This is a genomic window from Flavobacterium ginsenosidimutans (genome assembly GCF_037478105.1).
GTDB classification, from domain to species: domain Bacteria; phylum Bacteroidota; class Bacteroidia; order Flavobacteriales; family Flavobacteriaceae; genus Flavobacterium; species Flavobacterium ginsenosidimutans.
This window is the reverse complement of sequence record NZ_CP147988.1, coordinates 1,622,522-1,646,219: the sequence shown is the minus strand read 5'-3', so window position 1 is coordinate 1,646,219 and position 23,698 is coordinate 1,622,522. Positions and strand designations below refer to the sequence as shown.

Sequence of the window (23,698 nt, the reverse complement as noted above, 5' to 3'; positions counted from 1 at the left end):
TGAAAAATTTATCTAATTATAGAAAAATGAATTCGATACTACAGCACGATCTAAACGATTTTGAAAATATCCTGCATACCACAAAACAACACGGAATTAATTTTTTAAATAATCTCGAAAATATTCCAACTACAAATAATTATTCCATTGATCCTAAAAAGGAATTAAACAAACTTGGATTAGGTTCGCTAGGAGCTTTAGAAGAATTTAAAAAAAGATTAGAGCCTTTATTGGTTTCTTCGCCAGGACCGCGTTATTGGGGATTTGTAACTGGTGGTTCGACACCGGCATCTATCGCGGGTGATTGGCTAGCTTCTGTTTACGATCAAAACACACAGGCTACGACTTCTCAAGGCGGAAATTCGGCTTTAATAGAATTTGAAACCATTCATTTATTATTGCAATTGTTAGGATTGCCCGATACCTTTTTAGGTGGTTTTGTTACTGGCGCAACAATGTCAAATTTTACTTGTTTAGGTGTTGCAAGACAATGGTTTGGAAAACAGCTTGGAAAAGATTTTGCTAAAAACGGAATTTCAGAAACCATTAATATATTAACAGCAACTCCTCATTCTTCTTCAATAAAAGCATTATCAATGTTAGGAATTGGGAGTCAGAATTACACCACTGTCAAAACAATAGAAGGCAATCGAGAGGCTATAGATATTGCTGATTTAGAAGAAAATATTAAGAAATTAAAAGGAAAACCATTTATTCTAATTTCGAGTGCAGGAACGGTAAATACTGCAGATTTTGATGATTTTGAAGCTATTACAAAATTGAAAGAAAAATATAATTTCTGGTGGCATATTGATGCTGCTTTTGGAGGTTTTGCAGCGGTTTCAGATAAATACAAACATTTGGTAGAAGGATGGGAAGAAGCCGACAGTATCACAATTGATTGTCATAAATGGCTTAATGTTCCTTATGAAAGTGCTTTTTATTTAATTAAAAAAGAACATATTAATCTTCAGATTGAAACATTCCAGAATTCTAATGCACCTTATTTAGGAAATCCGCTAGAGAATTTTAATTATTTAAATGTGCTTCCAGAAAATTCGCGTCGTTTGAGAGCTTTGCCAGTTTGGTTTTCTCTGACAGCTTATGGTAAAGAAGGTTTTTGTGACATTGTTGAAAAAAGTACATCGCTGGCACTTCATTTTGGGAATGCACTTATTGAAGATGAAAACTTCGAACTTTTGGCTCCAATTCGTTTAAATAATGTTTGTTTTACGTTAAAAGGAGATGAAAATCAAAACAAAGTTGCTCAATTTTTGACTAAACTTAATGATAGAGGAAAGGTATTTATGACGCCAACTTTTTATGAAAACAGAAAAGGAATTAGAGCTTCTTTTGTGAATTGGAGAACAACAGAAAATGATGTTAAAATTGTAATCCAAGAAATGATAGAAGTAGTCTCAGAGTTCTAATAGAGCGGTTTACATATTTATAAACGAAGTCCTGCTTTCAACCGAAACGGGACTTTTTTTTGATTTTTTTGTAAGTTTTTTAATAAAATGTTTTTCCTTATTTAGAATCTTTAAATGTAATTTTTAAGTAAAATTTAATCTAATCTTAATTTAATCTTAAGAAATCTTTCTTTTTTTGAAGATATCAAATTTTTATCGTTAATAATAATACTTATTTAGAATAATTAAAAACAACTTGCGTAAAGATGTTTTAGAATTTATTTTTGGGGCAATTAAAATCCAAACTTATTTTTTAAAATGCAAATTAAAAGAATTGTAATCTTGATGTTGATTCTCCTTTCTTCAATTCAAGGTTTTTCGCAAAAAAGTAGGGTAGTTTTAAACGGAGTAATTTTCGCAGATAACGGCCAGCCAACAGAAGGTGTTTCTGTAGCATTCAAAGGAACAAACTACGCAGCATTGACTAATGCAAACGGTGAATATGAAATTACAGCCGAGCCCGGCAATTATACTTTAGTGGTAAATTTCGTAGGCTACAAATCGAAACAAACAAAAATCAATTTACAATCTAACCAAACAGCACCAAGTATTACGATTGAGGAAGATATGGCAGCTTTGGACGAAGTTCAGGTTGTTGGAAAATCTAAAGTAGAACGCGTTCGTGAACAGCCTTTTAATATTGCTGCAATTGATTTAAAGAAAACGTATAATCAATCTACAGATTTAAATCAGGTTTTAGCAACAACAACAGGAGTTCGTGTTAGAGAAACAGGAGGAATGGGATCTGATTTTAAATTCTCTTTAAATGGATTTTCTGGAAATCAAGTGAAGTTCTTTATGGACGGAATTCCAATTGACAGCTACGGATCTTCATTTACACTGAATAATATTCCTGTAAACATGGCAGAGCGTATCGAAGTTTACAAAGGTGTTGTGCCTGTTGAGTTAGGAAGCGATGCTTTGGGCGGAGCCGTAAATATTATTACAAATCAGTCTGTCAAAAGATATATTGATGCATCTTACAGCTTTGGTTCATTTAATACACACAGAGTTGCTGTAAATACAAGATTTACAAGTAAAAATGGTTTTGTGTCTAATATTAATGCTTTTGGTAATTATACCGATAATAGCTATAAAGTTAGTGCTACTACCTCTAATCCAGATGGAACTTTTAATCCTGAACGCGAATACAAACATTTTCATGATGGTTACAAATCTGGTGCTATTATAGCTGAGTTTGGTGTAAAAGGGAAAAAATATGCAGATTACTTATTAATAGGTATGATGGCTTCTGCAAATAAAAAAGAGATACAAACTGGGTCTACAATGCAGAGAGTAGTTGGAGAAGCTTTTAATGATAGCAAAGCTTTTGTTCCTTCTTTGAAATTTAAAAAAGACAGTTTATTCACTAAAAATCTATCTGTAAACTTTATCGCATCTTATAATATTGTTCAAAGCCGTTCTGTAGATACATCTTCTTACAGATACCAATGGGATGGAAGCCGTACTCCAAGTGTGGTAAGTAACAGTGGAGGAGAGCTAAATGACGAGAAAACAATTTATGTATATGATGACAATTCTTTTCAAGCAAATACCAATTTTAAGTACGATTTGAATGAAAGACAATATTTTGCTTTCAATTATTCAGTTAATACTTTAAAAAGAAAAGAAGATGATGAAGTTAGAACTATTACTAAGCCTGGTTCTCCTATTATTAATAAAAACATTTTAGGACTCTCGTATAATCTTGCAGCGTTTGACAGAAAATTATCTGTTATAGCATTCGGAAAGAAATACTTTTTGAATACGGAAATGAACGTTTTAGAATATATTAATGGTAGCAATGTATATACATCCTTAAAAAGCTCTTTTGATGATATTGGTTATGGAACAGCCTTAGCTTATTTTGTTACAAGTGATATACAGTTAAAAACTTCTTTTGAACATGCATATCGTTTGCCTACTGGAGACGAGATGTTGGGTGATGGTTTAAATCTAAAACCAGCACCAACTTTGAAACCTGAATCAAGTGATAACTTTAATGCTGGTGTTGCTTATAAAAAAGGTTTCGAAAATCATTCTTTTGGTGTTCAAGGAAATTTCATTTACAGAGATGCAAAAGATTTTATTAGAATTGATGCAACCGGTGTTCAAGCTATTTATCAAAATGAATACAATGTAAGAGTTACAGGTTTTGACGCTTCTTTGCATTACGGATATAAAAATTGGCTAACAGTTGAAGTAAACGCAACACATCAAAAAACAATTGACACTAATAAATTTGATCCTCCAGGATCTAATGTTCCTAACTACGATAACGGTTCTCAATTAGCAAATGTTCCTATTTTTTATGCAAATGCAAGTGTTGCTTTTAATTTCAGAAAAATAAGAACGACCGACGACAATCTGATGATTAACCTATTTACAAACTATGTAGATGAGTATTATTTAGTATCAACAAGAAACGGAGCTCCAAGCAGTAGAAATGTGATTCCAGAACAGTTGACACAAAATATTGGTGCGTCTTATGCTTTTCAAAATGGGAAATATAATATTGGATTAGAGTGTAATAACGTTGCAGATACTAAAGTCTACGATTATTTTAAAGTACAAAAACCAGGAAGATCATTTATAGTTAAACTGAGATATTTTTTAAACTAATTATATAATTTTAAATTGAATACAATGATAACAAGAATTAAAAGCCTTTTAGCTTTAACAGTATTATCAGCTATGTTTTTTTCATGCAGCAGCGATAATGATAATTCAGAGGTAAGAAATCCAGCCGATGAAACTTATGTACTTTCATACCAAACAACTGATTGGGATGTTTATGTTTGGCAATTCGAATCTGTAGATGAATTGATGACAGGAACCATCAATATGGTTGGAAAAGGAATTGAGCAAGCAGGTGCTCTTGTACCTGTAGCTAATACATTTTTTGCTTTGACAGGAAACACAGAAGGATCTGTTGGATATTACCTAAATACTGATGGTAATTTAGCAAAAACTGCTAATTTGTTTACAGGAGATAGCTATGCTTATGGTACTACAGATGATAATAAATTGGTTATGATCAATTCTCCTTGGGATGCAAGTTCTACTCAAAACGAAATTTTGATCTACGATCCAGCGACAGTTACTATTTCTAAACGTGTTTATGATGATTTTGTAATCTCTAATGGGCACTTTTTATGGCCAACTAGCGTGAATGTGTCTGGAAACAGACTTTTTATATCTACATTTGAACGCGACAAAGATTGGAAACTTTACCAAGAAAAAGCAGTTGTAAAAGTTTACGAATATCCTTCATTAACTTACATCAAAACTCTTGAAGATTCTCGTACAACAGCTATTGGACAATATTATACTAATTCAGGTATGGTTCAAACAGAATCTGGAGATATTTACACTTTCTCTTCAAATTCAGTTTTATGTGGTTACACACCAACTGCTTCTCACTCAGGAATTCTTAAAATTAAAAAAGGAGAATCAGAATTTGATGCTAACTACTTCTTAGATATTGAAACAAGTTCTCTTAAAGGAAAAGTTCTATCTGCTTACCCAGCAGGAGGAGAAAAAGTTTTAGTAAACTATATTCCTGTAGATATCGATGCTGATCAACCAAACTGGGGATTCTTAAACTATAAATCATTCAGCCTAAAATCTGCTATTATCGATCTTAGTACAAAAGCAATTACGCCAGTTACAGGATTACCTGATCACGCTGGAGATAACTACTTCGGTTTTGGAAGTGCTTTAGTTGAAAGCGGTAAAATTTACAAAAGCTTCGTAACGAATACTGAAGGACGTGTTTACCAAATTGATATTGCAACTGGTGTAGCAACAGCAGGAGCTTTAATTACAGGTGGAGTTGATTTGCCAGCAATGACAAGATTGACAAAGAAACAATAAGAAGTTAAAATTTAATTTTTACATAATTAAGACCATATAATCATTGCTGTAAAAGCTCTGATTATATGGTTTTATTGCGTCATTAAACTAGGAATAATAATGAATGTTATCAAAAAACAATCATCAAAAACAAAAGAAAAATCACGGTTCAGTAAAATAAATGCTTGGCTTCATTTATGGCTCGGACTCGCGTCTGGAATTGTGGTTTTTATAATGGGAATTACGGGCTGTATTTTAGTTTTTGAACATGAAATAAAAGAACTGACTTCGCCTTGGTTAAAGGTTGAAGCCCAAAGTCAAGACAAAGTTTTACCACCTTCAAAAATTTACGCCTCAGTTAAAAATGCGCTGCCAAATAAAGAAATTCATGGTATATGGTATAATGGTTTAGATAAAACAATAAAAGTCGATATCGAATCGGATTCTTTGATTTATGTAAATCCTTATAACGGAAAAATAACCGGAATGGTTGATCATGAAGATTTTTTCCATGAAATTGATGAAGGTCACCGTTATTTATGGCTCGGCAAAGAACTAGGAACAACTATAACTTCTTGGGCAACTTTGATTTTCTTTTTTCTATTAATCAGCGGAATCATTCTTTGGTTTCCAAAAAAATGGAACAAAACTACCATTAACAGCAGTTTTAAAATTAAATGGAATGCACGTTTCAAAAGATTAAATTATGACGTGCATAATGTTTTAGGATTTTATACGCTTCTTTTAGCGTTTTTAATTGCGTTGACAGGTTTAATTATGAGTTTTCATTGGGTACGCGAAAGCACGTATTGGATAACGGGAGGTTTTACCAATGAAAAGGAAAAGAAAGAAGTTGTTGCAGAAATTAAACCAGATACACTTTCAAAATCTAAATATGATATGTTAACTTCTGCAGATTTTATTTTTGATAAAGTTCGAAAGGAAATTGCAAAAGAAAATAAAGAAGCTGTAATTATTCATTTTCCAGACGAACCAAAAGAGAATTTTTATGCTTGTACCGATATGCATAACGGAAATTGGAGAGATTTGTATTTCGATCAGAAAACATTAGAAATGCTTCCAAATTCAAGAAAATATATAGGAGACGAGAAATTTCACGATTGGATGAGCCGTTCTAATTACAGTCTTCACGTTGGAGCAATTGGCGGATTAACAACTAAAATTATCTATTTTACAGCAAGTTTAATCTGCGCTAGTTTACCAATTACAGGATTTTATATTTGGTGGGGAAGAAAGAAAAAAACGAAGAAAAACTAAACGTTTTAATAATTAAGTTTTTAAAGTCTTTTTAAAGTGTATAAGCTTTAGAAAGACTTTTTTTGTGCTCCCACCACAAATTTCAAATCCACAATCTAAAATCCACAATCTAAAATCTAAAATCTACAATCTACAATCTAAAATGGACTAAATATAGAAGAGCCTGTTTGAAGGAACAGGCTCTTAACTAACACAAAAAAAACAAAAACAAGGTATTTAAAGAACGAAATTTAAATTCGGTATGTAAATGCAATTGTCGCAATACGATTGTCTAGATCATATCTTTTGTCGATACTCGTTTGCGCAACTACAGACTTAATGTAGAAATTATTGGTATTGAAAACATCAGTAAAATTCAACTTGATGTTTCCTTTTTTTGCTAAAACTTGTTTAGAAATTCCGATACTGAAATCAAAGAAACCATCTCTTTGGTAAACTCCAAGATTCGATTTTGATTGATATTGTGCATTTCCTTCAGCTTTCCATGTATCTGTAATAGTAAATGAATTTTGAACACTTACATTTAAAGTCATTATCGGATCAATCGTATTGCTATTCAATACATCTCCCATGAATTTATTTTCAAAAACATTGAATAATGTATTTACAGACCACCATTTATTTAATTCTGATGAATTGGTAATGTTGATTCCATAATTATATGATTTGTCAACATTTATTTGAGTTGTAACCGTTGTATTCGTGTCTGGATTATAATTGTACACTTCCGTGAAAACATCTTTGGGACTATTAAAATAAACAGAAGCCATAAAATTACTTTTCCAAGCATAACCAATTTCCATTGCGTGTGTAATCTCTGGAATCAAATTTGGATTTCCCTGCGAATAATTGAATGAATCATCATAAAAACGAAACGGATTCAAATCGAACTGACTTGGTCTATTGATTCTTTTGCTGTAAGAAGCATGCGCAGAATGGTTATTTGTGAATTCATATTTTAAAGAAAGACTCGGAAACCATTTCAAATAATCGTCCTTGTGTTCTTCATTCAAAGTCTTCTGATCAATATTGATTGCCGTATATTCACTTCTTAAACCAACTTGAATATTCAGTTTTTCTAACTGATATTTATAATTCGCGTAAGCGGCATAAATCTGTTCGTTATATTCAAAATGATTGGTCGAATTAAAATCGATTAACCATTCATTATTTTCATAATATTCATAAACAGAAGGATTATCATTGTTTTTGATGCTGGCTTTAAAACCCCATTCCATAGATTGTTTTTCCTTAAACGGATTTACAAAATCAACTTTTCCTGTAAAAACTTTTAGCTGAGACGGAATATAACCACGACGATCATTTACCACCGTAGAATTTACGTTATTATCTGCGCTTTGAAATTGCTTTGATCTAAACTTTGAAGTTTCGTATTCAAAATCAAAATTCATATTTTTTCCTTCCTCATTAAATTTATGTGTACCAGAAAATGCATAAGTATAATCATTCCATTTTTCTTTGCTGTCATTATAAGTCAAAGCATCAAATGTGGGTTGGTTTGAGGTATTAAAAACCGTATTTGTTCCATCAGCCATATTTTCATAGCGCCCGATTTTAGCATCAACATAAATTTCTAAATTCGTTTTAGGAGAAACTTCATATTGAGTTCCAATTTTGAAATTGTTCGAAGTTAAAGGTTCATCTGTAATAGAGGTTTGATGATTGGTCGAAGCAATTTGCTGACGAGTCAAATCGGTATATTGAATTTGATTGAATTCTTTATGTTCTTCTTCGCCACGGAAAGTATAACTGTAATTTCCGAAAACGCCCCATTTATCTTTATTATAATTTAAATTGAAACCAGAGTTTGTTCTGTTTTTTCGCCCCCTTCCATAACTGGCAAAAGCAGTTCCTTTTAAGCCAGAAGCATTTGGCTTTTTCAAAATAATATTAATAATACCAGCTTTTCCAGCCGCATCATATTTAGATGAAGGATTTGTAATAACTTCTATTTGTTTAATATTTGATGAAGTAGTAGCTTTTAAATAATTCGCTAATTCTTTCTGAGAAAGCTGTGTCAGTTTTCCGTTTATCATAACAGCAACGCCTTGCTGTCCGCGAATAGATAAATCGCCGTCTTGCGAAACCACAACGCCAGGTGCGCGTGATAAAACATCAAGAGCGGTGCCGCCTTCAGAAACAATGCTGTTTTCGACATTGAAAACAAGGCGGTCAGATTTTTGAGTATATAACACTTTCTTTTTAGAGATCACGATTTCATCTAGAGCTGTTATAGTTGTTTCAACAATACTATCGGTTTCTTTTTCTGATTGAGAATATCCATATACCGAAAAAGCAAGCATTATGGAAGTTATAATATTTTTCATGTTGTTTTAAATTTGGCATATTCTAAACCGAGATTTAGAACTTAATCTTTGTAGTTTTTGAAATCAGAAATTATTGCAATACAATTTTTTCTAATTTGTCTGAAAACACTTTTTGAAGATTTAATGCTTGATTTGAAACAATTGAAATAAGTTTTTTAAGAGTGTGGAGTGTACGTAACATACCTTGGCATTTAAAGTTTGATTTGCCAAAGATATAATTATTTATAATAAGTCTAAATAAAAATAGAAATTAATTTTTCAGAAAAAGCTTTAATTTACTGATTTGGAGAGAAAAAGGACGCAATAGAAAATAAAAAAAGCGGCTTGTTTTCTATAAACAAACCGCTTTTTCTCTGAGAAACTGTGACTGTGACTGAAAACTTACTTCGTAATTTCTCTAAAAACAGCTTCAAGATTTTTATTTTTCTGATTCAGCTGAAGGGTTTTTAACCCATTGGCATTAGCAAAATCAAAAATAGCTGGACGCATATCTTTGTCAGTCACAAAAGTGAGCTCCCATGTCATGTCATGAGTATTTACGTACGAAGAAATATTTTCTAGTTTGGCTAAAAGCTGTTCTTCTACTTTATAATCAAACTCAACTTCAATGACTTGCTCTTTATCTGTCGTAACTAAATGGTCTAATTTATTGTCTGCAACAATTTGTCCTTTGTCAATAATTATGACACGATCACAAATTGCTTCAACTTCTTGCATGATGTGTGTGGACAAAAAAACAGTTTTATTTTTTCCTGCATTTTTAATCACATTACGAATTTCCATTAACTGATTAGGATCCAGACCTGTAGTTGGCTCATCCAAAATTAAAACTTCTGGATCGTGAAGTAAAGCATTTGCCAAACCAACACGCTGACGGTATCCTTTAGAAAGCTGGCCGATCTTTTTATGGCTCTCTGGTGTCAGTCCTGTCAGTTGAATTACTTCTTCAATTCTTGATTTTGGCACGTTATAAACATCGGCATTAAATGCCAAATACTCACGAACATACAAATCCAAATACAACGGATTATGCTCTGGTAAATATCCGATCGAACGCTGAACAGATTTTGGCTCCGTCATGACATCGTGGCTGTTTACAAGGGCTGAGCCTTCGTCTGCCAATAAATATGTGGTCAAAATTTTCATTAAAGTAGATTTTCCAGCTCCGTTTGGCCCTAAAAATCCGACAATTTCTCCTTTCTCAATTGAAAACGAAATTGAATTTAATGCTTTTTGTGTTCCGTAACTTTTTGATATGTTGTTTACTACTATCGACATAGAATTTTTATTTGTTACAAAAGTAACGAGAAATACCCTCGATTGCTACATTTTGCCTTCTAAAGTATTTCTTAAAAAAAATATAAAGTTCTTAATTCACGGCACTGTTGTTGTTAAAGGAAACTTAAATTTTAAAAATAAATCCCAAATGAAAAAAATGTTAGTGGTAGCTGCTTTAGCTATCTGCAGTTTTGCAAGCGCACAAAAAGGTACAATCTTAGTAGGTGGAAACATCGGATTCACTTCTGAAACTACTGATTACTCTTCATCAGAAGTAAAAACAAATGAATTTAGCTTCTCTCCTAAAGTTGGTTACCAATTTAATGATAACTGGACTATTGGAGGTGAATTTACAGTAAACTCTGCTAAAGATAATACTGGATCTGTTGAAACTAAAGACAATGGTTTCAAATTTGGTGCATTTGCACGTTACGCTGTGCCATTGAGCCAAACTTTCGCAGTTTATGCTGATATGGGCGCAGGTTTCCAAAACGCAAAAACAAAAGTTTACGGTCCTGGAAATGCTTATGCAAAATATAAAGCAGACGGTATGTATGTTGGTATTACTCCAGCTCTTTTCATTAACATGAAAAACAGTTTCGGATTAAACTTCAGCATCGGTGGTTTAGGATACGAAACATTAAGTTATGACAATAACGGACCAGACGTTAACTCTTTCTTCTTCAACTTCGGAAAAACTGTTAACATTGGAATCTCTAAAAACTTCTAATCTAAGTTTTTATATTCAATTTCAGAAAGCGCTCCAAATGGAGCGCTTTTTTTATGTCCAATGTAAATTTATTGTAATGCGGTTTTGTAATAAAACACTTATTTGTTGTTAATGCGTTTAGAACCTATTAAGTAACTGTAAATATTTGGTCTTTCCATAATTATTGACCTTTTGGTGGCATCGTTGTTGGTTATATCCTACAAATTTTAAATTATAAACCATTATGAAAAAAATGCTACTTATTCTTGCATTGTCAGTTTTTGGCTTTGCGAATGCCCAAAAGGGAACAATCTTAGTTGGTGGAAACATTAGCTATAACTCTAATAAAATTGAGCGTGAAGATGCGCCAGCGAAAACAGATGCGTTTGCTTTTTCTCCGAAAGTGGGTTATCAATTTCATGATAATTGGACAGCGGGAGTTGAGTTTGCTTTGGGATCTTCAAAAAGTACACTTGGAGAGGGTGAAGGAAAATCAAAAGATTATAAAATTGGGGGATTTGTGCGTTATACATATCCGTTAAGTGAAACTTTTTCCGTTTTTGCAGACTTAGGTGTTGGTTATCAAAACCAAAAGTTTAAAAGTTATGAGAGTGGATCTCTTACTTCTACAAATGAAGGCAAAGGTATTTATACAGGAATAACTCCAGCTCTTTTCATTAATATGAAAAAAGGCTTTGGTCTAAACTTTAGTATTGGAGGATTAGGGTATGAAACCTTAAACTATGATATTAGTGGCGGCGATGTTGATTCTAGTCAATTTTACTTCAACTTCGGAAAAACAGTAAATATTGGTATTTCTAAAAACTTCTAACCTTAAGTTTTATAAATTCAATTGTAGAAAGCATTTGCCACAGCAGATGCTTTTTAGTTTATTGTAAGAATTATGTTAAAATATATTTTGGCTTTTCTTTTAATGCATTGTTAGTCAGTATTTTACAAATATGGTTTAAATTGATTAAAAAACAACGGCATTATTGTTGCGAAATACTTACAAAATTTAAAACATATACAATTATGAAAAAAATGCTACTTATTCTCGCATTAGCTTTATGTAGCTATGCAAATGCTCAAAAAGGATCTGTTTTAGTTATGGGGAATGTCTCATATTATTCTCAAAAGAATTCAGGTTTTAATTTAGAAAATAAACAAAACGGCTTTGGTATTCAGCCTAAAATCGGGTATCAGTTTCACGAAAATTGGACAGCAGGTATTGAAAGTAATTTTATAAATATTAAGCAAACTTCTTTAGAAGGGAATAAATATAAGGATCAAGTTTATGGTTTTGGAGGATTTGTACGTTATACAAGACCTTTAGGTTCTATTTTTTCAGCATATGCAGATTTGGGTATTGGTTACCAAAACAGAAAAGAAACGTTTACAGATGCGGTGGGGCAAACTTATAATGATAATAACGGATTTTATGCGGGGATAACTCCTGCAATTTTTATTGATATATCAAAAGGTTTTGGTTTGAATTTTAATATTGGCGGATTAAATTATACGTCTTTAGATACTGATAATGCTACTGGGAGCAGTTATAGAACGAAAACATTTGAATTCAATTTCGGCCAGTCGTTTTCAGTAGGTCTTTCAAAAAACTTCTAGTTTTAAGTTTTATGCAAATAGAAAAGCGCTCCAATTGGAGCGCTTTTCTATTAGTTTGAGTTCTTAGTTTTTTTAGCTCTCATGCCTCTTTGTAATCAAAAACAATTAAACTCTTCTTCCTATTAAACTCTCAGCAAAATCTCGCAATACCGTTTTTTTATCTTCCTCAATATTGATTTTGTCTAAAATTTTAGAAGCCTTAAATGTATATTTCTTAATAGAATCCTGTGTTGCTTCAGGCACTCCAGATTTCAGAAATAATGTTGTTATGGTTTTGATTTTATCTGTGTTGTCTTCAAGACGAACAGCGTACAGTTTTGTTAAGAGTTCTTTTTCGCTTTCCGTTAAAATTTCAAGAGCTTTAAAATATAAATAGGTTTTTTTATTCGAAATAATATCGCCACCTAAACGCCTGCCAAAAGTGGGAGTATCACCAAAAAGATCCAAGTAATCATCTTGCAGCTGAAATGCTAATCCGATATTAATTCCAAAATCATAAATTAACTCGCAATTTTCATCTGATGTTTGGGCAATTATGGCGCCCATTTTCATCGATGCAGCTATAAGCGCACCAGTTTTGTACTTAATCATTTTCAGATATTCTGAAACCGTAACATCTTGGCGGGTTTCAAAATCAACATCCAAAATCTGCCCTTCGCATACTTTTATTCCCATTTTGTTAACTGCTTTGATCAAATCCTTGGCAAGATTTGGTTCGTAATTTAGCAGATATTGATAGGTTAAAATAATCATAGCATCTCCGGTAAGAATAGCAATGTTAGTATTCCACTTTTTGTGTACCGTAGCTTTTCCTCTTCTAATAGGATCTTCATCTATAATATCATCATGGATTAACGAAGAATTATGGAAAACTTCAATTGCCAAAGCAGCTGGTAATGCCATCTTATAGTCTGTTCCAAAAATTTCTGTGGTGAGCAGCATAAGCGTTGGCCGTAATCGTTTTCCGCCCAATGACATCATATATGCTATGGGATCGTATAGATTTTTAGGTTCTTTATCTATAATTTGGTTTTCTAAATAACTAATAAAAAAATTCGTGTATTGAGCTGTTGAATACATAAAATTAAAATCATTAATTTGTAAGTATCTAAAATACAGATTTTTATGATTTTATTATTTGTGAAATGAGAAAAAAACTTAGTTCATTTTATAAAAAAAAATGCCAACAAAATAAAGCGAACCGAATCATAACTAATATTCGACTTCATTTGTTGGCATAAAAAAAACTATTTAAGGTATTAAGTTACAGGATTCTCAATCGTAGCTCTCATTTCTTGAGCCGCTGCAACCATTTCTATTAATGCTTTTTTAGTTTCGTCCCAATGGCGGGTTTTTAAACCGCAATCTGGATTTACCCACAATTGATCAACTGGAATTACATTTGAAGCTTTTTTTAGTAAACGAACCATTTCTGCACTCGAAGGAACACGTGGAGAATGAATATCGTAAACTCCTGGACCAATTTCGTTTGGATATTTAAAGTTGGCAAAAGCATCTAAAAGATCCATTTGAGAACGTGAGCATTCGATTGTGATTACATCGGCATCCATATCGGCGATATTTTGGATAATGTCGTTGAATTCGCTGTAACACATATGCGTGTGAATTTGAGTGTCATCGTTTACACCGCTTGCAGAAATTCTGAAAGCACGAACTGCCCAATCTAAATATTTAGCCCATTCTTCTTTTCTCAAAGGCAAACCTTCACGAATTGCTGGTTCATCAATTTGAATGATTTTGATGCCTGCTTTTTCTAAATCAACAACTTCATCACGAATTGCCAAAGCGATTTGTGTACAAGTTTCAGAACGTGGCTGATCGTTACGAACAAATGACCATTGCAAAATAGTTACAGGACCTGTCAACATTCCTTTTACCCATTTTGGGGTTAAAGATTGTGCATATTCCGACCATTTTACAGTCATTGGATTTGGTCTAGAAACATCTCCGTAAATAACTGGCGGTTTCACACAACGGCTTCCGTAGCTTTGAACCCAACCATTTTTGGTAAATGTAAATCCGTCCAATTGTTCTCCAAAATATTCTACCATGTCATTTCTTTCGAATTCTCCATGAACTAAAACGTCGATTCCTGTTTCTTCTTGAAAACGAATTGTAGCTTCGGTTTCTTTTTCGATTAAATTATTGTATTCTTCGGTTGTTAATTCGCCTTTTTTGAATTTCGCTCTCCAACTTCTCACTTCGGCTGTTTGTGGGAAAGATCCAATTGTTGTGGTTGGGAATAATGGTAATTTTAAAGCTTCAATCTGGTTTTTTCTTCTTGTTGCAAAAGCACTTTTACGTTTGTCATCAGAAGCTGTAATTCCTGCAACACGAGTTTTAACTTCGTTATTATGAATCAATTTTGAAGTTTTACGGTTTTCATTTGCAATGACATTTCTTTCGTAATCAACAGAATCTTTTGGATCAACTTCGTTTGAAGCGAATTGTTTTAAAAGTACAATTTCGTTTATTTTTTGTTTAGCAAAAGCCAGCCATTGTTTGATTTCAGGAGTAAGCGTCTGATCGTTTGTTTCTAAATCTAAATCGCAAGGACTATGGATTAAAGAGCAAGAAGGAGCAATTAAAATTCTGTCAGTTCCTAACGCGTCATTTGCTTTTTTGATTAATTCTAAAGATTTTTTGAAATCATTTTTCCAGATGTTTCTTCCGTCAATAACTCCCAAAGAAAGGTTTACGTTTGAAGCCAATTTTCCAGATTCTAAAATATCATTTAATTGAAGCGGACAGCGAACTAAATCTAAATGAAAAGTATCAACAGGCAAAGCCAAAGCAGTTTCAAGATTTTCTCCAAAACAATCAAAATAATTGGCTAAAACAACTTTAAGTTTTGGGAACTTTTTGTTGATTTCGTTGTACACTTTAGTGAAAACACTTCTTTCTTTATCTGTTAAATTTAAAGCCAAGAAAGGTTCGTCAAGCTGAATATATTCGGCATTTTCTGCTTGCAATTTCTCTAAAATTTCGAAATAAACAGGAAGTAAAGCATCGATAAGCTCAATTCGGTTGAAACCTTCTTCTTTTTCTTTACCTAATAATAAATAAGAAACGGGTCCAATTAAAACAGGTTTTGTTTTAATCCCGATAGCATTTGCTTCTTTAAATTCATCAATTACTTTTTCAGAAAACAATTCAAATTTCTGATTTTTAGTAAACTCAGGAACAATATAATGATAGTTTGTGTCAAACCATTTTGTCATTTCCATTGCCACAACGTCTTGACCTTTTTTTTGAGATCCTCTTGCCATTGCAAAATATAAATCTAAAGCCGAGTTGTTTTTAGCAATTTCGCTATAACGAGATGGAATTGCACCCAAAGTCAGCGTTAAATCTAAAACTTGGTCATAAAAAGAAAAATCATTTGACGGAATCAAATCGACTCCAGCCTGCGATTGAAGATGCCAGTTTCTGCGGCGAATATCTTTTCCGGTTTCAATAAGTTCGTCTGCAGAAATTTTTCCCGCCCAATACAATTCAGATGCTTTTTTAAGCTCTCTATTGCTGCCAATTCTTGGATAACCTAGGTTGTTTGTTTTCATTTTTTGATTCAGTGTTTTTTACTGATCAAATTTACATTCTTAGTTTTTATAACTTATATTTGAGGGTTATTTCAGTAAAATGTATTTTTAAAAATTACTTTTAAAGATTTAATTACTTTTAAGTCGTTTAAAATGAACTTTTAGCCGTAAAAAAAACTATGGAAAATCTAGATAAAACCGATTTGCTGATCTTGAAATACCTTCAAGAAGATTGCAATATCAATACAAAAGATCTTGCAAGTAAATTATTTCTAACTGTTACGCCAGTTTATGAACGAATTAAAAGACTGGAAAGAGACGGATATATTACAAAATATGTAGCGCTTTTAAACAAACAGAAAATGAATCGAGGCATGACTGTTTTTTGCAACGTCCGTTTAAAAGAACATGCTAAAAATGTTGGAAGCAATTTTGTGAAAGATATTGTGGCGCTTCCAGAAATTATAGAATGTTATAATATTGCTGGCGATTACGATTTTATGCTGAAGATTTTAGTGCAAGATATGGCTAGTTATCAGGATTTTGTAATGAATAAATTATCAACCATCGAAAACATTGGAAATACAAACAGTATTTTTGTAATGGGAGAAATCAAATACAGTACGGCATTAGAATTTTAAACAAAAGAAAATCCTAAAATAAAACGTATTTTTGACGTTTAGATGAGAAATCTAAAATCTAAAATCTAAAATTCAACAATGAACTGGGAACAACTTTTATCATTAAGACGTCAAGGAGATACAAGCAAAAGATTACGTGTAGAACAAGATGATACTCGTTTAGGTTTTGAGGTCGATTATGACCGAATTATATTTTCTTCCGCTTTTAGAAGTTTACAAGATAAGACACAAGTTATTCCGCTTTCTAAAACAGATTTCGTTCACACACGATTAACGCACAGTTTAGAAGTTTCGGTTGTGGGGCGTTCGCTTGGACGTTTGGTTGGGAAAAAGATTATCGAGAAATATCCTTATTTGAAAGAGATTCACGGTTACCACATGAACGATTTTGGAGCGATTGTAGCCGCAGCTTCATTGGCGCATGATATTGGAAATCCACCATTTGGACATTCTGGAGAAAAAGCGATTGGGGAATATTTTTCTATTGGAAACGGACAGAAATACAGGAATCAGTTGACTGATAAACAATGGCAAGATTTAATTGATTTTGAAGGAAACGCTAACGGATTTTCAGTGTTGACTGGAAGCCGTCCAGGAATTGAAGGCGGACTTCGTATTTCTTACGCAACTTTGGGGGCTTTTATGAAATATCCTAAAGAAAGTCTTCCAAAAAAGCCGACGAATAATATCGCCGATAAAAAATACGGATTCTTTCAGTCTGATAAATTATTCTTTGAAGAAGTAGCTAAAGATATGGGAATGATCGCCAATAAATCTGGTGAAGATATTGGTTTTGAAAGACATCCATTGGCATATTTAGTGGAAGCAGCAGATGATATTTGTTACACAATCATTGACTTTGAAGATGGAATTAATTTAGGTTTGGTTTCTGAAGATTATGCTTTAGAATATCTAATTAAATTAGTAAAAGATAATATTGGCGTTGCAAAATATAAAACATTAGAAACTAAAGAAGATAGAATTAGTTATCTGCGCGCACTTGCAATTGGCTCTTTAATTAATGATGCCGTAGAAGTTTTTGTAGAAAATGAAGAAGCAATTTTGGCGGGGAATTTCCCTTATGCTTTAACAGATAAAAGCAAATACAAAGCTCAAATGAATGATATTATCAAACTTAGTGTTGAAAAAATCTATCAGAGCCGTGAAGTGATTGAGAAAGAGATTGTAGGTTATCAGATCATTCAAACACTATTAGATAAATTCATTACAGCATTCAATAATAAATTTGAAGGAACAGCTTCAAACTACGATAAATTGATTTTGAAAATGCTGCCTGAAAAACATCATTTAGACAAAACCAATTTATACGAGCGTTTATTACATATCTGTCATTATGTGTCACTTTTAACAGACGGAAATGCTTTAGAATTATATGAGATGATTCAAGGACGAAAAAAGAATTAATTTTGGTACAAATAAAAAAAACAGCCCATAAACTATTTATGGGCTGTTTTTTTTATAATTGATTTGATGTGTTTATTGAAAAGCATAAACAAGACCTACGCCAAGAACCTGTCTTAACTGCATTCGCGGTCCGTCGTTAACCTGAGTTGTAGTTCCAGTTGTTGGGTCTACAACATCTTTTTTCGTTTTAATATCATCATCATAAATTAAATGAACTCCAATATTCGCTTTTACATAAGCGTTAACAACAAGGTCTAATTTGGTGTCATAATCAATATCGACATTCCCGAATTTATTCAAATAATCGGTATATAAGCTCAGCCTGTTTTCGTAAAAAACGTTTTTGTAGATTTCGCTTCTCATATATCCAGTAAAAAGAATACCAAATTCGGCTTTTACTTTCTGACCTTCTTCAATTAAAATCTGGTTATTTGGATCTAGCGGATCTGTTTCATAAACCGCTTTCTTAACCCCGAAAGAACCTTGATTTGCAAGATATTGATCAAGTACTAAAGTGGTTTTTAACGTAATAGGAGAGAAGTAAAACGTTCTATTTTTTTCCTTGTTTGAGTTCTCAGCTCCAGCTCCCAGAAAGACGTATGCTGGTGCAAAAGGCTTAGAAATAGCAACATCTCTATTAGGATAATTATAACCGTCTGTAAACTGTGTGTTGAAGTTTAATTTTGAAGAGTAATACCAGTTTGAAGTGGAATCTTTTCTAAAACCGTAAGTAGAGTTAAATTGGAAAGCATCGTCTGTTTTTCTTAATTCGATTCCGTCCTGTTTATTTAAACCATATTTTACGATAAGTTCGTTTACCCATTTATGATTTTTCTTGGTATAAGTTCTTGAAAATTCACCTTTAAATAAGCCTGAAATAGAACTTGTTCCCCCGGCACTCCAATTTACAAATGCAATTTCGGAAATGTCAAACCCCAGCTGATTTTTTTGTGTCCAGTTAGAAGGCGGTTTAGGTGCTTGATTTGGGCTTAGAGTAGTTTGAATGATCTGGGCAAAGTTATTAGAAGTACACAGAAGCAATAATAGCAAAAGGGTAGAACGCAATAATTTCATTAGGTAATTTGTTTTTGGTGTCGCAAAATAATTATTTTGAACCGTTAGAAAAAAGATTTATCAAACTTTTAACGTCAATTTTACACAATTGTTGCAGTTGATTTACTGTTCCATGCTCAATAAATTCGTCTGGAACACCCAAAATTTCAATGTTATTTTTGAAATTATTTGATGCTGCAAACTCTAAAACTGCACTTCCAAAACCACCATTTTTAACTCCGTCTTCGATGGTAATAATACTTTCGAAAGTTGTAAAAATAGTGTGTAATATATTGATGTCTAATGGTTTAATAAAACTAAAGTTATAATGGGCAATCTCATCAGAATTTGTGGATTCTTTTAAGGCTTCTATAACATTATTTCCAATTGTTCCGGCCGACAGAACAGCAATTTTCGTACCATCTTTCAAGCATTTTGCCTCACCGAAATTAATTTTTTCATAATGTCCGAAATTTTCTACTTCCCAATTTGGCAGGACTCCGCGGCCTCTTGGATATCGAATTGCAATAGGATGATTTATTCCAAATTGAACCGTATATAAAATGTTTTGCAGCTCAATTTCGTTTAACGGAGCATAAATCCTCATATTCGGAATTGAACGTAGGTAGGCAATATCAAAAACGCCATGATGTGTTGCTCCGTCTTCGCCAACTAAACCAGCTCTGTCAAGACAAAATATAACGGGTAAGTTTTGCAAAGCAACGTCATGAATTACTTGGTCGTATGCACGCTGTAGAAAAGTCGAATAAATATTGCAATAGACAATCATTCCTTGGGTTGCCATTCCTGCAGCCAGCGTTACGGCGTGCTGTTCGGCAATTCCAACATCAAAGGCACGATCTGGCAATTCATCCATCATAAATTTTAATGAACTTCCAGAGGGCATTGCAGGTGTGATTCCGATTATTTTTTCATTTTTTTTGGCTAAATCTAGAATAGTTAAACCAAAAACATCTTGATATTTTGGAGGAAGATTTTCTTCTGATTTTAAATGAATTTCTCCAGTCGAAGCGTCAAATTTTCCAGGTGCATGGTATTTCACCTGATTCTCTTCGGCCTGAAGCAAGCCTTTTCCTTTTGTAGTTACAATATGAAGGAATTTTGGGCCTTTAATCTTTTTTAAACGATTTAATTCTTTGATTAATTTAGGAAGATCATGGCCATCAATTGGCCCAGAATAATCAAAATTCAACGATTTAATGATATTATTTTGTCGCGGATTTTTTCCGTTTTTAACCGAAGTAAGATATTGTTTTAAAGCGCCAACACTTGGATCAATCCCGATTGCATTATCATTCAAAATGACCAAAATATTAGCATCAGTAACTCCAGCGTGATTTAAACCTTCAAACGCCATTCCGCTGGCAATTGAAGCATCACCGATAACAGCAATATGTTCTTTATTAATATCACCTTTTAATTTTGAAGCAATCGCCATTCCGAGTGCCGCTGAAATAGAAGTAGAAGAATGCCCAACGCCAAAAGTATCATAAACACTTTCGCTTCTTTTTGGAAAACCAGAAATACCTCCAATTTGTCTGTTGGTATGAAAATTTTCTCTTCTTTCAGTCAGGATTTTGTGGCCATAAGCCTGATGTCCAACATCCCAAACCAATAAATCTTCGGGTGTATTAAAAACATAATGCAAAGCAATTGTAAGCTCTACAACGCCCAAACTCGCGCCCAAATGACCTTCTTTCACAGAAACGACCTCAATAATAAATTGACGTAATTCTTGAGCAACCTGAGTAAGCTGTTCTTCTTTTAAAAGACGTAAATCGGCTGGATTGTATATGTTCGAAAGTAAATCGCTTTTCATTGTAAGGTAAAAAGCAAATTTACGGTTTTAAATTTAATTTTTTTGCTTCGTCTTATTTCAATAAAATAGGGACAGAATATTGCATCCTGATTTTTTTTCCGTTCGATTCGCCCGGTTGCCATTTTGGACACAAATTTAAAACCCTGATAATTTCTTTTTGCAGAGGTTCTTCAACTGCTGGTGAACATTCAAGAAATGAAATTGTACCGTTTTTTTCTACTGCAAATGCAAGAGTGAAATTAAGTTTCCAATAACTTACGTCTTCAGGCTTTTTGTATTCTTTCATAAAAAAGTTATGAAATTGTTCTATTCCGCCAGGAAATTCTGCGTTAGAATTTAAAGGAGCTTTTGGTGCTATCGAAGCATCATCTTTTTTTGTCTTTTCAGATTTTGAAGTTTTATCTTCTTTAGCTTCTTCCTGTATTATTGATGTTGCTTTTTTAAATTCAATTTCTTCAGCTTTAGATAATGAAGGCGCTGTTTGGTTTGATTTTTTTGTCTCTGTTGGTGTTTTATCTAAAGAAACAGATTTTATTGTCGAAGTATCTGCGATAGCTTCAACATTCTCGATTTTTTCTTTTTTATCCTCTTTGTTTTGACAGCCAAACAAAAAAGCTGTTCCTATAACGGCATAAAATGCTAAAAGCAATTTGTGTTGCTTTGTCTGAGCAGTTATTTTATGGTTTATTTCCATTATTTAAATGTAATTGGCAAAGTGTAAGTGGAGCGAACAACTCGATTTTTTAGTTTACCAGGAATCCAATTAGGAGATTTTTCTAAAACCCCAATGATATCTTTTTCACTTGCTGAAGTTGTGTTTTTAAGGATGTTAAAATTACTAAGACTTCCGTCGCCTTCAATTACAAACAAAACCGATATTTCTCCCTGTTTTGCAGTGATAAGTTTTTTTGAAAAACGAGAACAAAACTTTTTTATTCCATTTTTTGGAACAGCCGCAACGTCTAAATCATTTGAATTATAAACAATTCCGTAACGTCCAGATTGAAGATTCTCTGGTCTAGATAGAGAATCTTTTTCGGTGTTTATTGTGTCTATGGGCATTAAGATAATTCCAGTAGTAGCGGGTTGTACAGGTTTGATATCTTCTACAACTTCAACTTTATCTATTTTTTGTTTATTTCCATCCTTGTCCTGACAGCTAAATAATGTAGTGCCCATAGCTATAAAAAGTGCCAATAAAAACATTTTTCGATAATGCATTTGGCTATGTAATATTTGAGAAGGAATCTGAATGTTTATTTCATTTAACTGCTCATTTTTAAGTCTTCCGCAGATATTTTTATGTGAAATAAAATACTGCTGAATCTCCTCTGGAAGCATTGACGTAAAATCAACAACCGTTTTTGAACAGCTCAAACAAAATCTGCCATTGTCTTTTGGAGTCATTTGATCCCAGTTTTCATGGCATGGTTCAGGTATTGAAATTTTATATTTTGGTTCCATAATTCAAATATCAAAGTTTAAATGTAATAAAAATATTGAGTAAAGTTTTACTTTTGCAGATATGGAAAATCCTTTTACAGACGAATATTTTATGAAAAAAGCTTTGCAGGAAGCTGAAGAAGCCTATTTAAAAGGCGAAATTCCTGTTGGAGCTGTTGTAGTTGTGGCCGATAAAGTTATTGCAAGAAGTCATAATTTGACCGAATTGCTAAATGATGTTACGGCTCACGCTGAAATGCAATCAATCACCGCGGCAGCTAATTTTCTGGGCGGAAAATATTTAAAAGACTGTACACTTTATGTAACTCTCGAACCTTGCCAAATGTGCGCAGGAGCGTTGTATTGGAGTCAGATTTCTAAAATTGTTTTTGGCGCAAGAGACGAACAACGCGGATTTCTGAATATGGGAACAAAACTTCACCCGAAAACGACTGTTGTTTCTGGCGTAATGGCAAACGAAGCTGCCGATTTGATGAAACGATTTTTTCTGGAAAGACGTAAATAATTCCAATGTAACATGACAGAATTTTCAACAATAAAAAAACTTTTCAGTATTACTGAACCTAATGGTTTTACAAATGAAGAAATTCAAGTTGTTCAAAATATTTTCGGAAAACTTCCTAACGTGTTTGTGGATTATTATACTGAATTAGGGAAAATCCAAAACTTAAATCATACACAAGATTTATTAATTATACCAGAGCGTTTTCAATATTATAAAAATGATGATTATCTAATATTTTATTCTGAAAATCAAAAAGCTTGTGTTTGGGGAATTCATAAAGAGGATTTGTCAAAATCCAATCCGCCAGTTTATATGAGTTATGATGAAAAGGAATGGAATCTGGAAACAGAAACCTTAACTGATTTCTTTATTGCAATGGCATTTTTACAAGCTGGTTTTGCTTTAGAATATACTGCTGAATGTTTTTATGAAATTGATGATGAAGGGCTAAATTTTATTGTTGAGAATTATAAAAATAAAGGTGTTTCTTTTACGCAGTGGGCAGATGGGATAAATTTCTATGGGAATCATGACGATGAGGTAATTATTGTAATGAGCAACAATCAACTTTTTTATTCATCTAATACAAAAGAACACTTTCTTGAAATGGATAAAGTTTTGTCAAAAATAGGAGATGAACTTTAAAT

19 protein-coding genes are annotated in these 23,698 nt (G+C 32.8%); 11 read left to right on the top strand and 8 right to left on the bottom strand.

Going from position 1 to position 23,698, the window contains the following annotated elements; genetic code table 11:
• Positions 1 to 26 precede the first annotated feature (26 nt).
• The 4 genes from V6624_RS07305 to V6624_RS07290 all read left to right on the top strand — a co-directional run bounded on the left by V6624_RS07305 (position 27) and on the right by V6624_RS07290 (position 6,602).
• Complete coding sequence (locus tag V6624_RS07305; RefSeq protein ID WP_111288532.1) at positions 27 to 1,430, top strand: pyridoxal phosphate-dependent decarboxylase family protein; 1,404 nt, start codon at positions 27 to 29, stop codon at positions 1,428 to 1,430.
• Between the two features lie 297 nt (positions 1,431 to 1,727).
• Complete coding sequence (locus tag V6624_RS07300) at positions 1,728 to 4,091, top strand: TonB-dependent receptor (protein ID WP_338841427.1); 2,364 nt, start codon at positions 1,728 to 1,730, stop codon at positions 4,089 to 4,091.
• A gap of 24 nt (positions 4,092 to 4,115) precedes the next feature.
• Positions 4,116 to 5,345 (top strand): DUF4374 domain-containing protein, encoded by a 1,230-nt coding sequence (locus tag V6624_RS07295; RefSeq protein WP_111288218.1) that lies wholly within the window; start codon positions 4,116 to 4,118, stop codon positions 5,343 to 5,345.
• Positions 5,346 to 5,444: 99 nt separating this feature from the next.
• Positions 5,445 to 6,602: a PepSY-associated TM helix domain-containing protein gene (locus V6624_RS07290; RefSeq protein ID WP_111288216.1), complete on the top strand. Its 1,158-nt coding sequence runs from the start codon at positions 5,445 to 5,447 to the stop codon at positions 6,600 to 6,602.
• A 230-nt stretch (positions 6,603 to 6,832) separates the two neighbouring features.
• Here the strand turns inward: V6624_RS07290 and V6624_RS07285 are convergent, their stop codons facing one another.
• Both V6624_RS07285 and gldA read right to left on the bottom strand, forming a co-directional pair.
• On the bottom strand, positions 6,833 to 8,950 hold the full coding sequence (locus V6624_RS07285; RefSeq protein ID WP_338841426.1) for an outer membrane beta-barrel family protein: 2,118 nt from the start codon (positions 8,948 to 8,950) through the stop codon (positions 6,833 to 6,835).
• A 381-nt stretch (positions 8,951 to 9,331) separates the two neighbouring features.
• Entirely contained in the window at positions 9,332 to 10,228 is an 897-nt protein-coding gene (gene gldA / locus V6624_RS07280) for a gliding motility-associated ABC transporter ATP-binding subunit GldA (RefSeq protein ID WP_111288212.1), read from the bottom strand.
• Between the two features lie 148 nt (positions 10,229 to 10,376).
• Between gldA and V6624_RS07275 the strand changes: the two genes are divergently transcribed.
• From V6624_RS07275 to V6624_RS07265, 3 genes are all read left to right on the top strand, one after another.
• Positions 10,377 to 10,958, top strand: coding sequence for an outer membrane beta-barrel protein (locus tag V6624_RS07275; protein ID WP_111288530.1), 582 nt, complete (start codon positions 10,377 to 10,379; stop codon positions 10,956 to 10,958).
• Positions 10,959 to 11,181: 223 nt separating this feature from the next.
• Positions 11,182 to 11,769 carry an outer membrane beta-barrel protein gene (locus V6624_RS07270; RefSeq protein ID WP_111288210.1) on the top strand — a complete coding sequence of 196 codons (588 nt, stop codon included), beginning with the start codon at positions 11,182 to 11,184 and terminating at the stop codon, positions 11,767 to 11,769.
• A gap of 203 nt (positions 11,770 to 11,972) precedes the next feature.
• Positions 11,973 to 12,563 carry an outer membrane beta-barrel protein gene (locus V6624_RS07265; RefSeq protein WP_111288208.1) on the top strand — a complete coding sequence of 197 codons (591 nt, stop codon included), beginning with the start codon at positions 11,973 to 11,975 and terminating at the stop codon, positions 12,561 to 12,563.
• Between the two features lie 105 nt (positions 12,564 to 12,668).
• Here V6624_RS07265 and V6624_RS07260 read toward each other — a convergent pair whose 3' ends face one another.
• Positions 12,669 to 13,643 carry a polyprenyl synthetase family protein gene (locus V6624_RS07260; protein ID WP_111288206.1) on the bottom strand — a complete coding sequence of 325 codons (975 nt, stop codon included), beginning with the start codon at positions 13,641 to 13,643 and terminating at the stop codon, positions 12,669 to 12,671.
• Between the two features lie 179 nt (positions 13,644 to 13,822).
• Complete coding sequence (gene metE, locus V6624_RS07255; protein ID WP_338841425.1) at positions 13,823 to 16,144, bottom strand: 5-methyltetrahydropteroyltriglutamate--homocysteine S-methyltransferase; 2,322 nt, start codon at positions 16,142 to 16,144, stop codon at positions 13,823 to 13,825.
• A 158-nt stretch (positions 16,145 to 16,302) separates the two neighbouring features.
• On the opposite strand from metE, the gene V6624_RS07250 reads away from it, so the two are divergent.
• Positions 16,303 to 16,764 (top strand): Lrp/AsnC family transcriptional regulator, encoded by a 462-nt coding sequence (locus V6624_RS07250; RefSeq protein WP_338841424.1) that lies wholly within the window; start codon positions 16,303 to 16,305, stop codon positions 16,762 to 16,764.
• A 78-nt stretch (positions 16,765 to 16,842) separates the two neighbouring features.
• The gene (locus V6624_RS07245) at positions 16,843 to 18,189 is read left to right on the top strand and encodes a deoxyguanosinetriphosphate triphosphohydrolase (protein WP_338841423.1); all 1,347 of its coding nucleotides are present in this window, start codon (positions 16,843 to 16,845) and stop codon (positions 18,187 to 18,189) included.
• A gap of 72 nt (positions 18,190 to 18,261) precedes the next feature.
• Here the strand turns inward: V6624_RS07245 and V6624_RS07240 are convergent, their stop codons facing one another.
• From V6624_RS07240 to V6624_RS07225, 4 genes are read right to left on the bottom strand one after another with little or no spacing between them, the layout of a single operon-like run.
• Complete coding sequence (locus tag V6624_RS07240) at positions 18,262 to 19,263, bottom strand: DUF3078 domain-containing protein (RefSeq protein WP_111288198.1); 1,002 nt, start codon at positions 19,261 to 19,263, stop codon at positions 18,262 to 18,264.
• A 31-nt stretch (positions 19,264 to 19,294) separates the two neighbouring features.
• Entirely contained in the window at positions 19,295 to 21,082 is a 1,788-nt protein-coding gene (locus V6624_RS07235; RefSeq protein ID WP_338841422.1) for a 1-deoxy-D-xylulose-5-phosphate synthase, read from the bottom strand.
• A gap of 52 nt (positions 21,083 to 21,134) precedes the next feature.
• Positions 21,135 to 21,776, bottom strand: coding sequence for a hypothetical protein (locus V6624_RS07230; protein WP_338841421.1), 642 nt, complete (start codon positions 21,774 to 21,776; stop codon positions 21,135 to 21,137).
• The gene (locus tag V6624_RS07225; RefSeq protein ID WP_338841419.1) at positions 21,776 to 22,546 is read right to left on the bottom strand and encodes a hypothetical protein; all 771 of its coding nucleotides are present in this window, start codon (positions 22,544 to 22,546) and stop codon (positions 21,776 to 21,778) included. Before V6624_RS07225 ends, V6624_RS07230 begins: the two co-directional genes overlap by 1 nt.
• Before the next feature lie 61 nt (positions 22,547 to 22,607).
• Here V6624_RS07225 and V6624_RS07220 point away from each other — a divergent pair, with 61 nt between their 5' ends.
• Together V6624_RS07220 and V6624_RS07215 are read left to right on the top strand one after the other, a co-directional pair.
• On the top strand, positions 22,608 to 23,051 hold the full coding sequence (locus V6624_RS07220; protein WP_263524154.1) for a nucleoside deaminase: 444 nt from the start codon (positions 22,608 to 22,610) through the stop codon (positions 23,049 to 23,051).
• Between the two features lie 12 nt (positions 23,052 to 23,063).
• Complete coding sequence (locus tag V6624_RS07215) at positions 23,064 to 23,696, top strand: hypothetical protein (RefSeq protein WP_338841418.1); 633 nt, start codon at positions 23,064 to 23,066, stop codon at positions 23,694 to 23,696.
• Positions 23,697 to 23,698: the final 2 nt, after the last annotated feature.

What these genes read in the sequence shown, in the direction of transcription:
- V6624_RS07305 (WP_111288532.1), top strand. Translation starts at nt 27, where the DNA reads ATGAATTCGATACTACAGCACGATCTAAACGATTTTGAAAATATCCTG.
- V6624_RS07300 (WP_338841427.1), top strand. Translation starts at nt 1,728, where the DNA reads ATGCAAATTAAAAGAATTGTAATCTTGATGTTGATTCTCCTTTCTTCA.
- V6624_RS07295 (WP_111288218.1), top strand. Translation starts at nt 4,116, where the DNA reads ATGATAACAAGAATTAAAAGCCTTTTAGCTTTAACAGTATTATCAGCT.
- V6624_RS07290 (WP_111288216.1), top strand. Translation starts at nt 5,445, where the DNA reads ATGAATGTTATCAAAAAACAATCATCAAAAACAAAAGAAAAATCACGG.
- V6624_RS07285 (WP_338841426.1), bottom strand. Translation starts at nt 8,950, where the DNA reads ATGAAAAATATTATAACTTCCATAATGCTTGCTTTTTCGGTATATGGA.
- gldA (WP_111288212.1), bottom strand. Translation starts at nt 10,228, where the DNA reads ATGTCGATAGTAGTAAACAACATATCAAAAAGTTACGGAACACAAAAA.
- V6624_RS07275 (WP_111288530.1), top strand. Translation starts at nt 10,377, where the DNA reads ATGAAAAAAATGTTAGTGGTAGCTGCTTTAGCTATCTGCAGTTTTGCA.
- V6624_RS07270 (WP_111288210.1), top strand. Translation starts at nt 11,182, where the DNA reads ATGAAAAAAATGCTACTTATTCTTGCATTGTCAGTTTTTGGCTTTGCG.
- V6624_RS07265 (WP_111288208.1), top strand. Translation starts at nt 11,973, where the DNA reads ATGAAAAAAATGCTACTTATTCTCGCATTAGCTTTATGTAGCTATGCA.
- V6624_RS07260 (WP_111288206.1), bottom strand. Translation starts at nt 13,643, where the DNA reads ATGTATTCAACAGCTCAATACACGAATTTTTTTATTAGTTATTTAGAA.
- metE (WP_338841425.1), bottom strand. Translation starts at nt 16,144, where the DNA reads ATGAAAACAAACAACCTAGGTTATCCAAGAATTGGCAGCAATAGAGAG.
- V6624_RS07250 (WP_338841424.1), top strand. Translation starts at nt 16,303, where the DNA reads ATGGAAAATCTAGATAAAACCGATTTGCTGATCTTGAAATACCTTCAA.
- V6624_RS07245 (WP_338841423.1), top strand. Translation starts at nt 16,843, where the DNA reads ATGAACTGGGAACAACTTTTATCATTAAGACGTCAAGGAGATACAAGC.
- V6624_RS07240 (WP_111288198.1), bottom strand. Translation starts at nt 19,263, where the DNA reads ATGAAATTATTGCGTTCTACCCTTTTGCTATTATTGCTTCTGTGTACT.
- V6624_RS07235 (WP_338841422.1), bottom strand. Translation starts at nt 21,082, where the DNA reads ATGAAAAGCGATTTACTTTCGAACATATACAATCCAGCCGATTTACGT.
- V6624_RS07230 (WP_338841421.1), bottom strand. Translation starts at nt 21,776, where the DNA reads ATGGAAATAAACCATAAAATAACTGCTCAGACAAAGCAACACAAATTG.
- V6624_RS07225 (WP_338841419.1), bottom strand. Translation starts at nt 22,546, where the DNA reads ATGGAACCAAAATATAAAATTTCAATACCTGAACCATGCCATGAAAAC.
- V6624_RS07220 (WP_263524154.1), top strand. Translation starts at nt 22,608, where the DNA reads ATGGAAAATCCTTTTACAGACGAATATTTTATGAAAAAAGCTTTGCAG.
- V6624_RS07215 (WP_338841418.1), top strand. Translation starts at nt 23,064, where the DNA reads ATGACAGAATTTTCAACAATAAAAAAACTTTTCAGTATTACTGAACCT.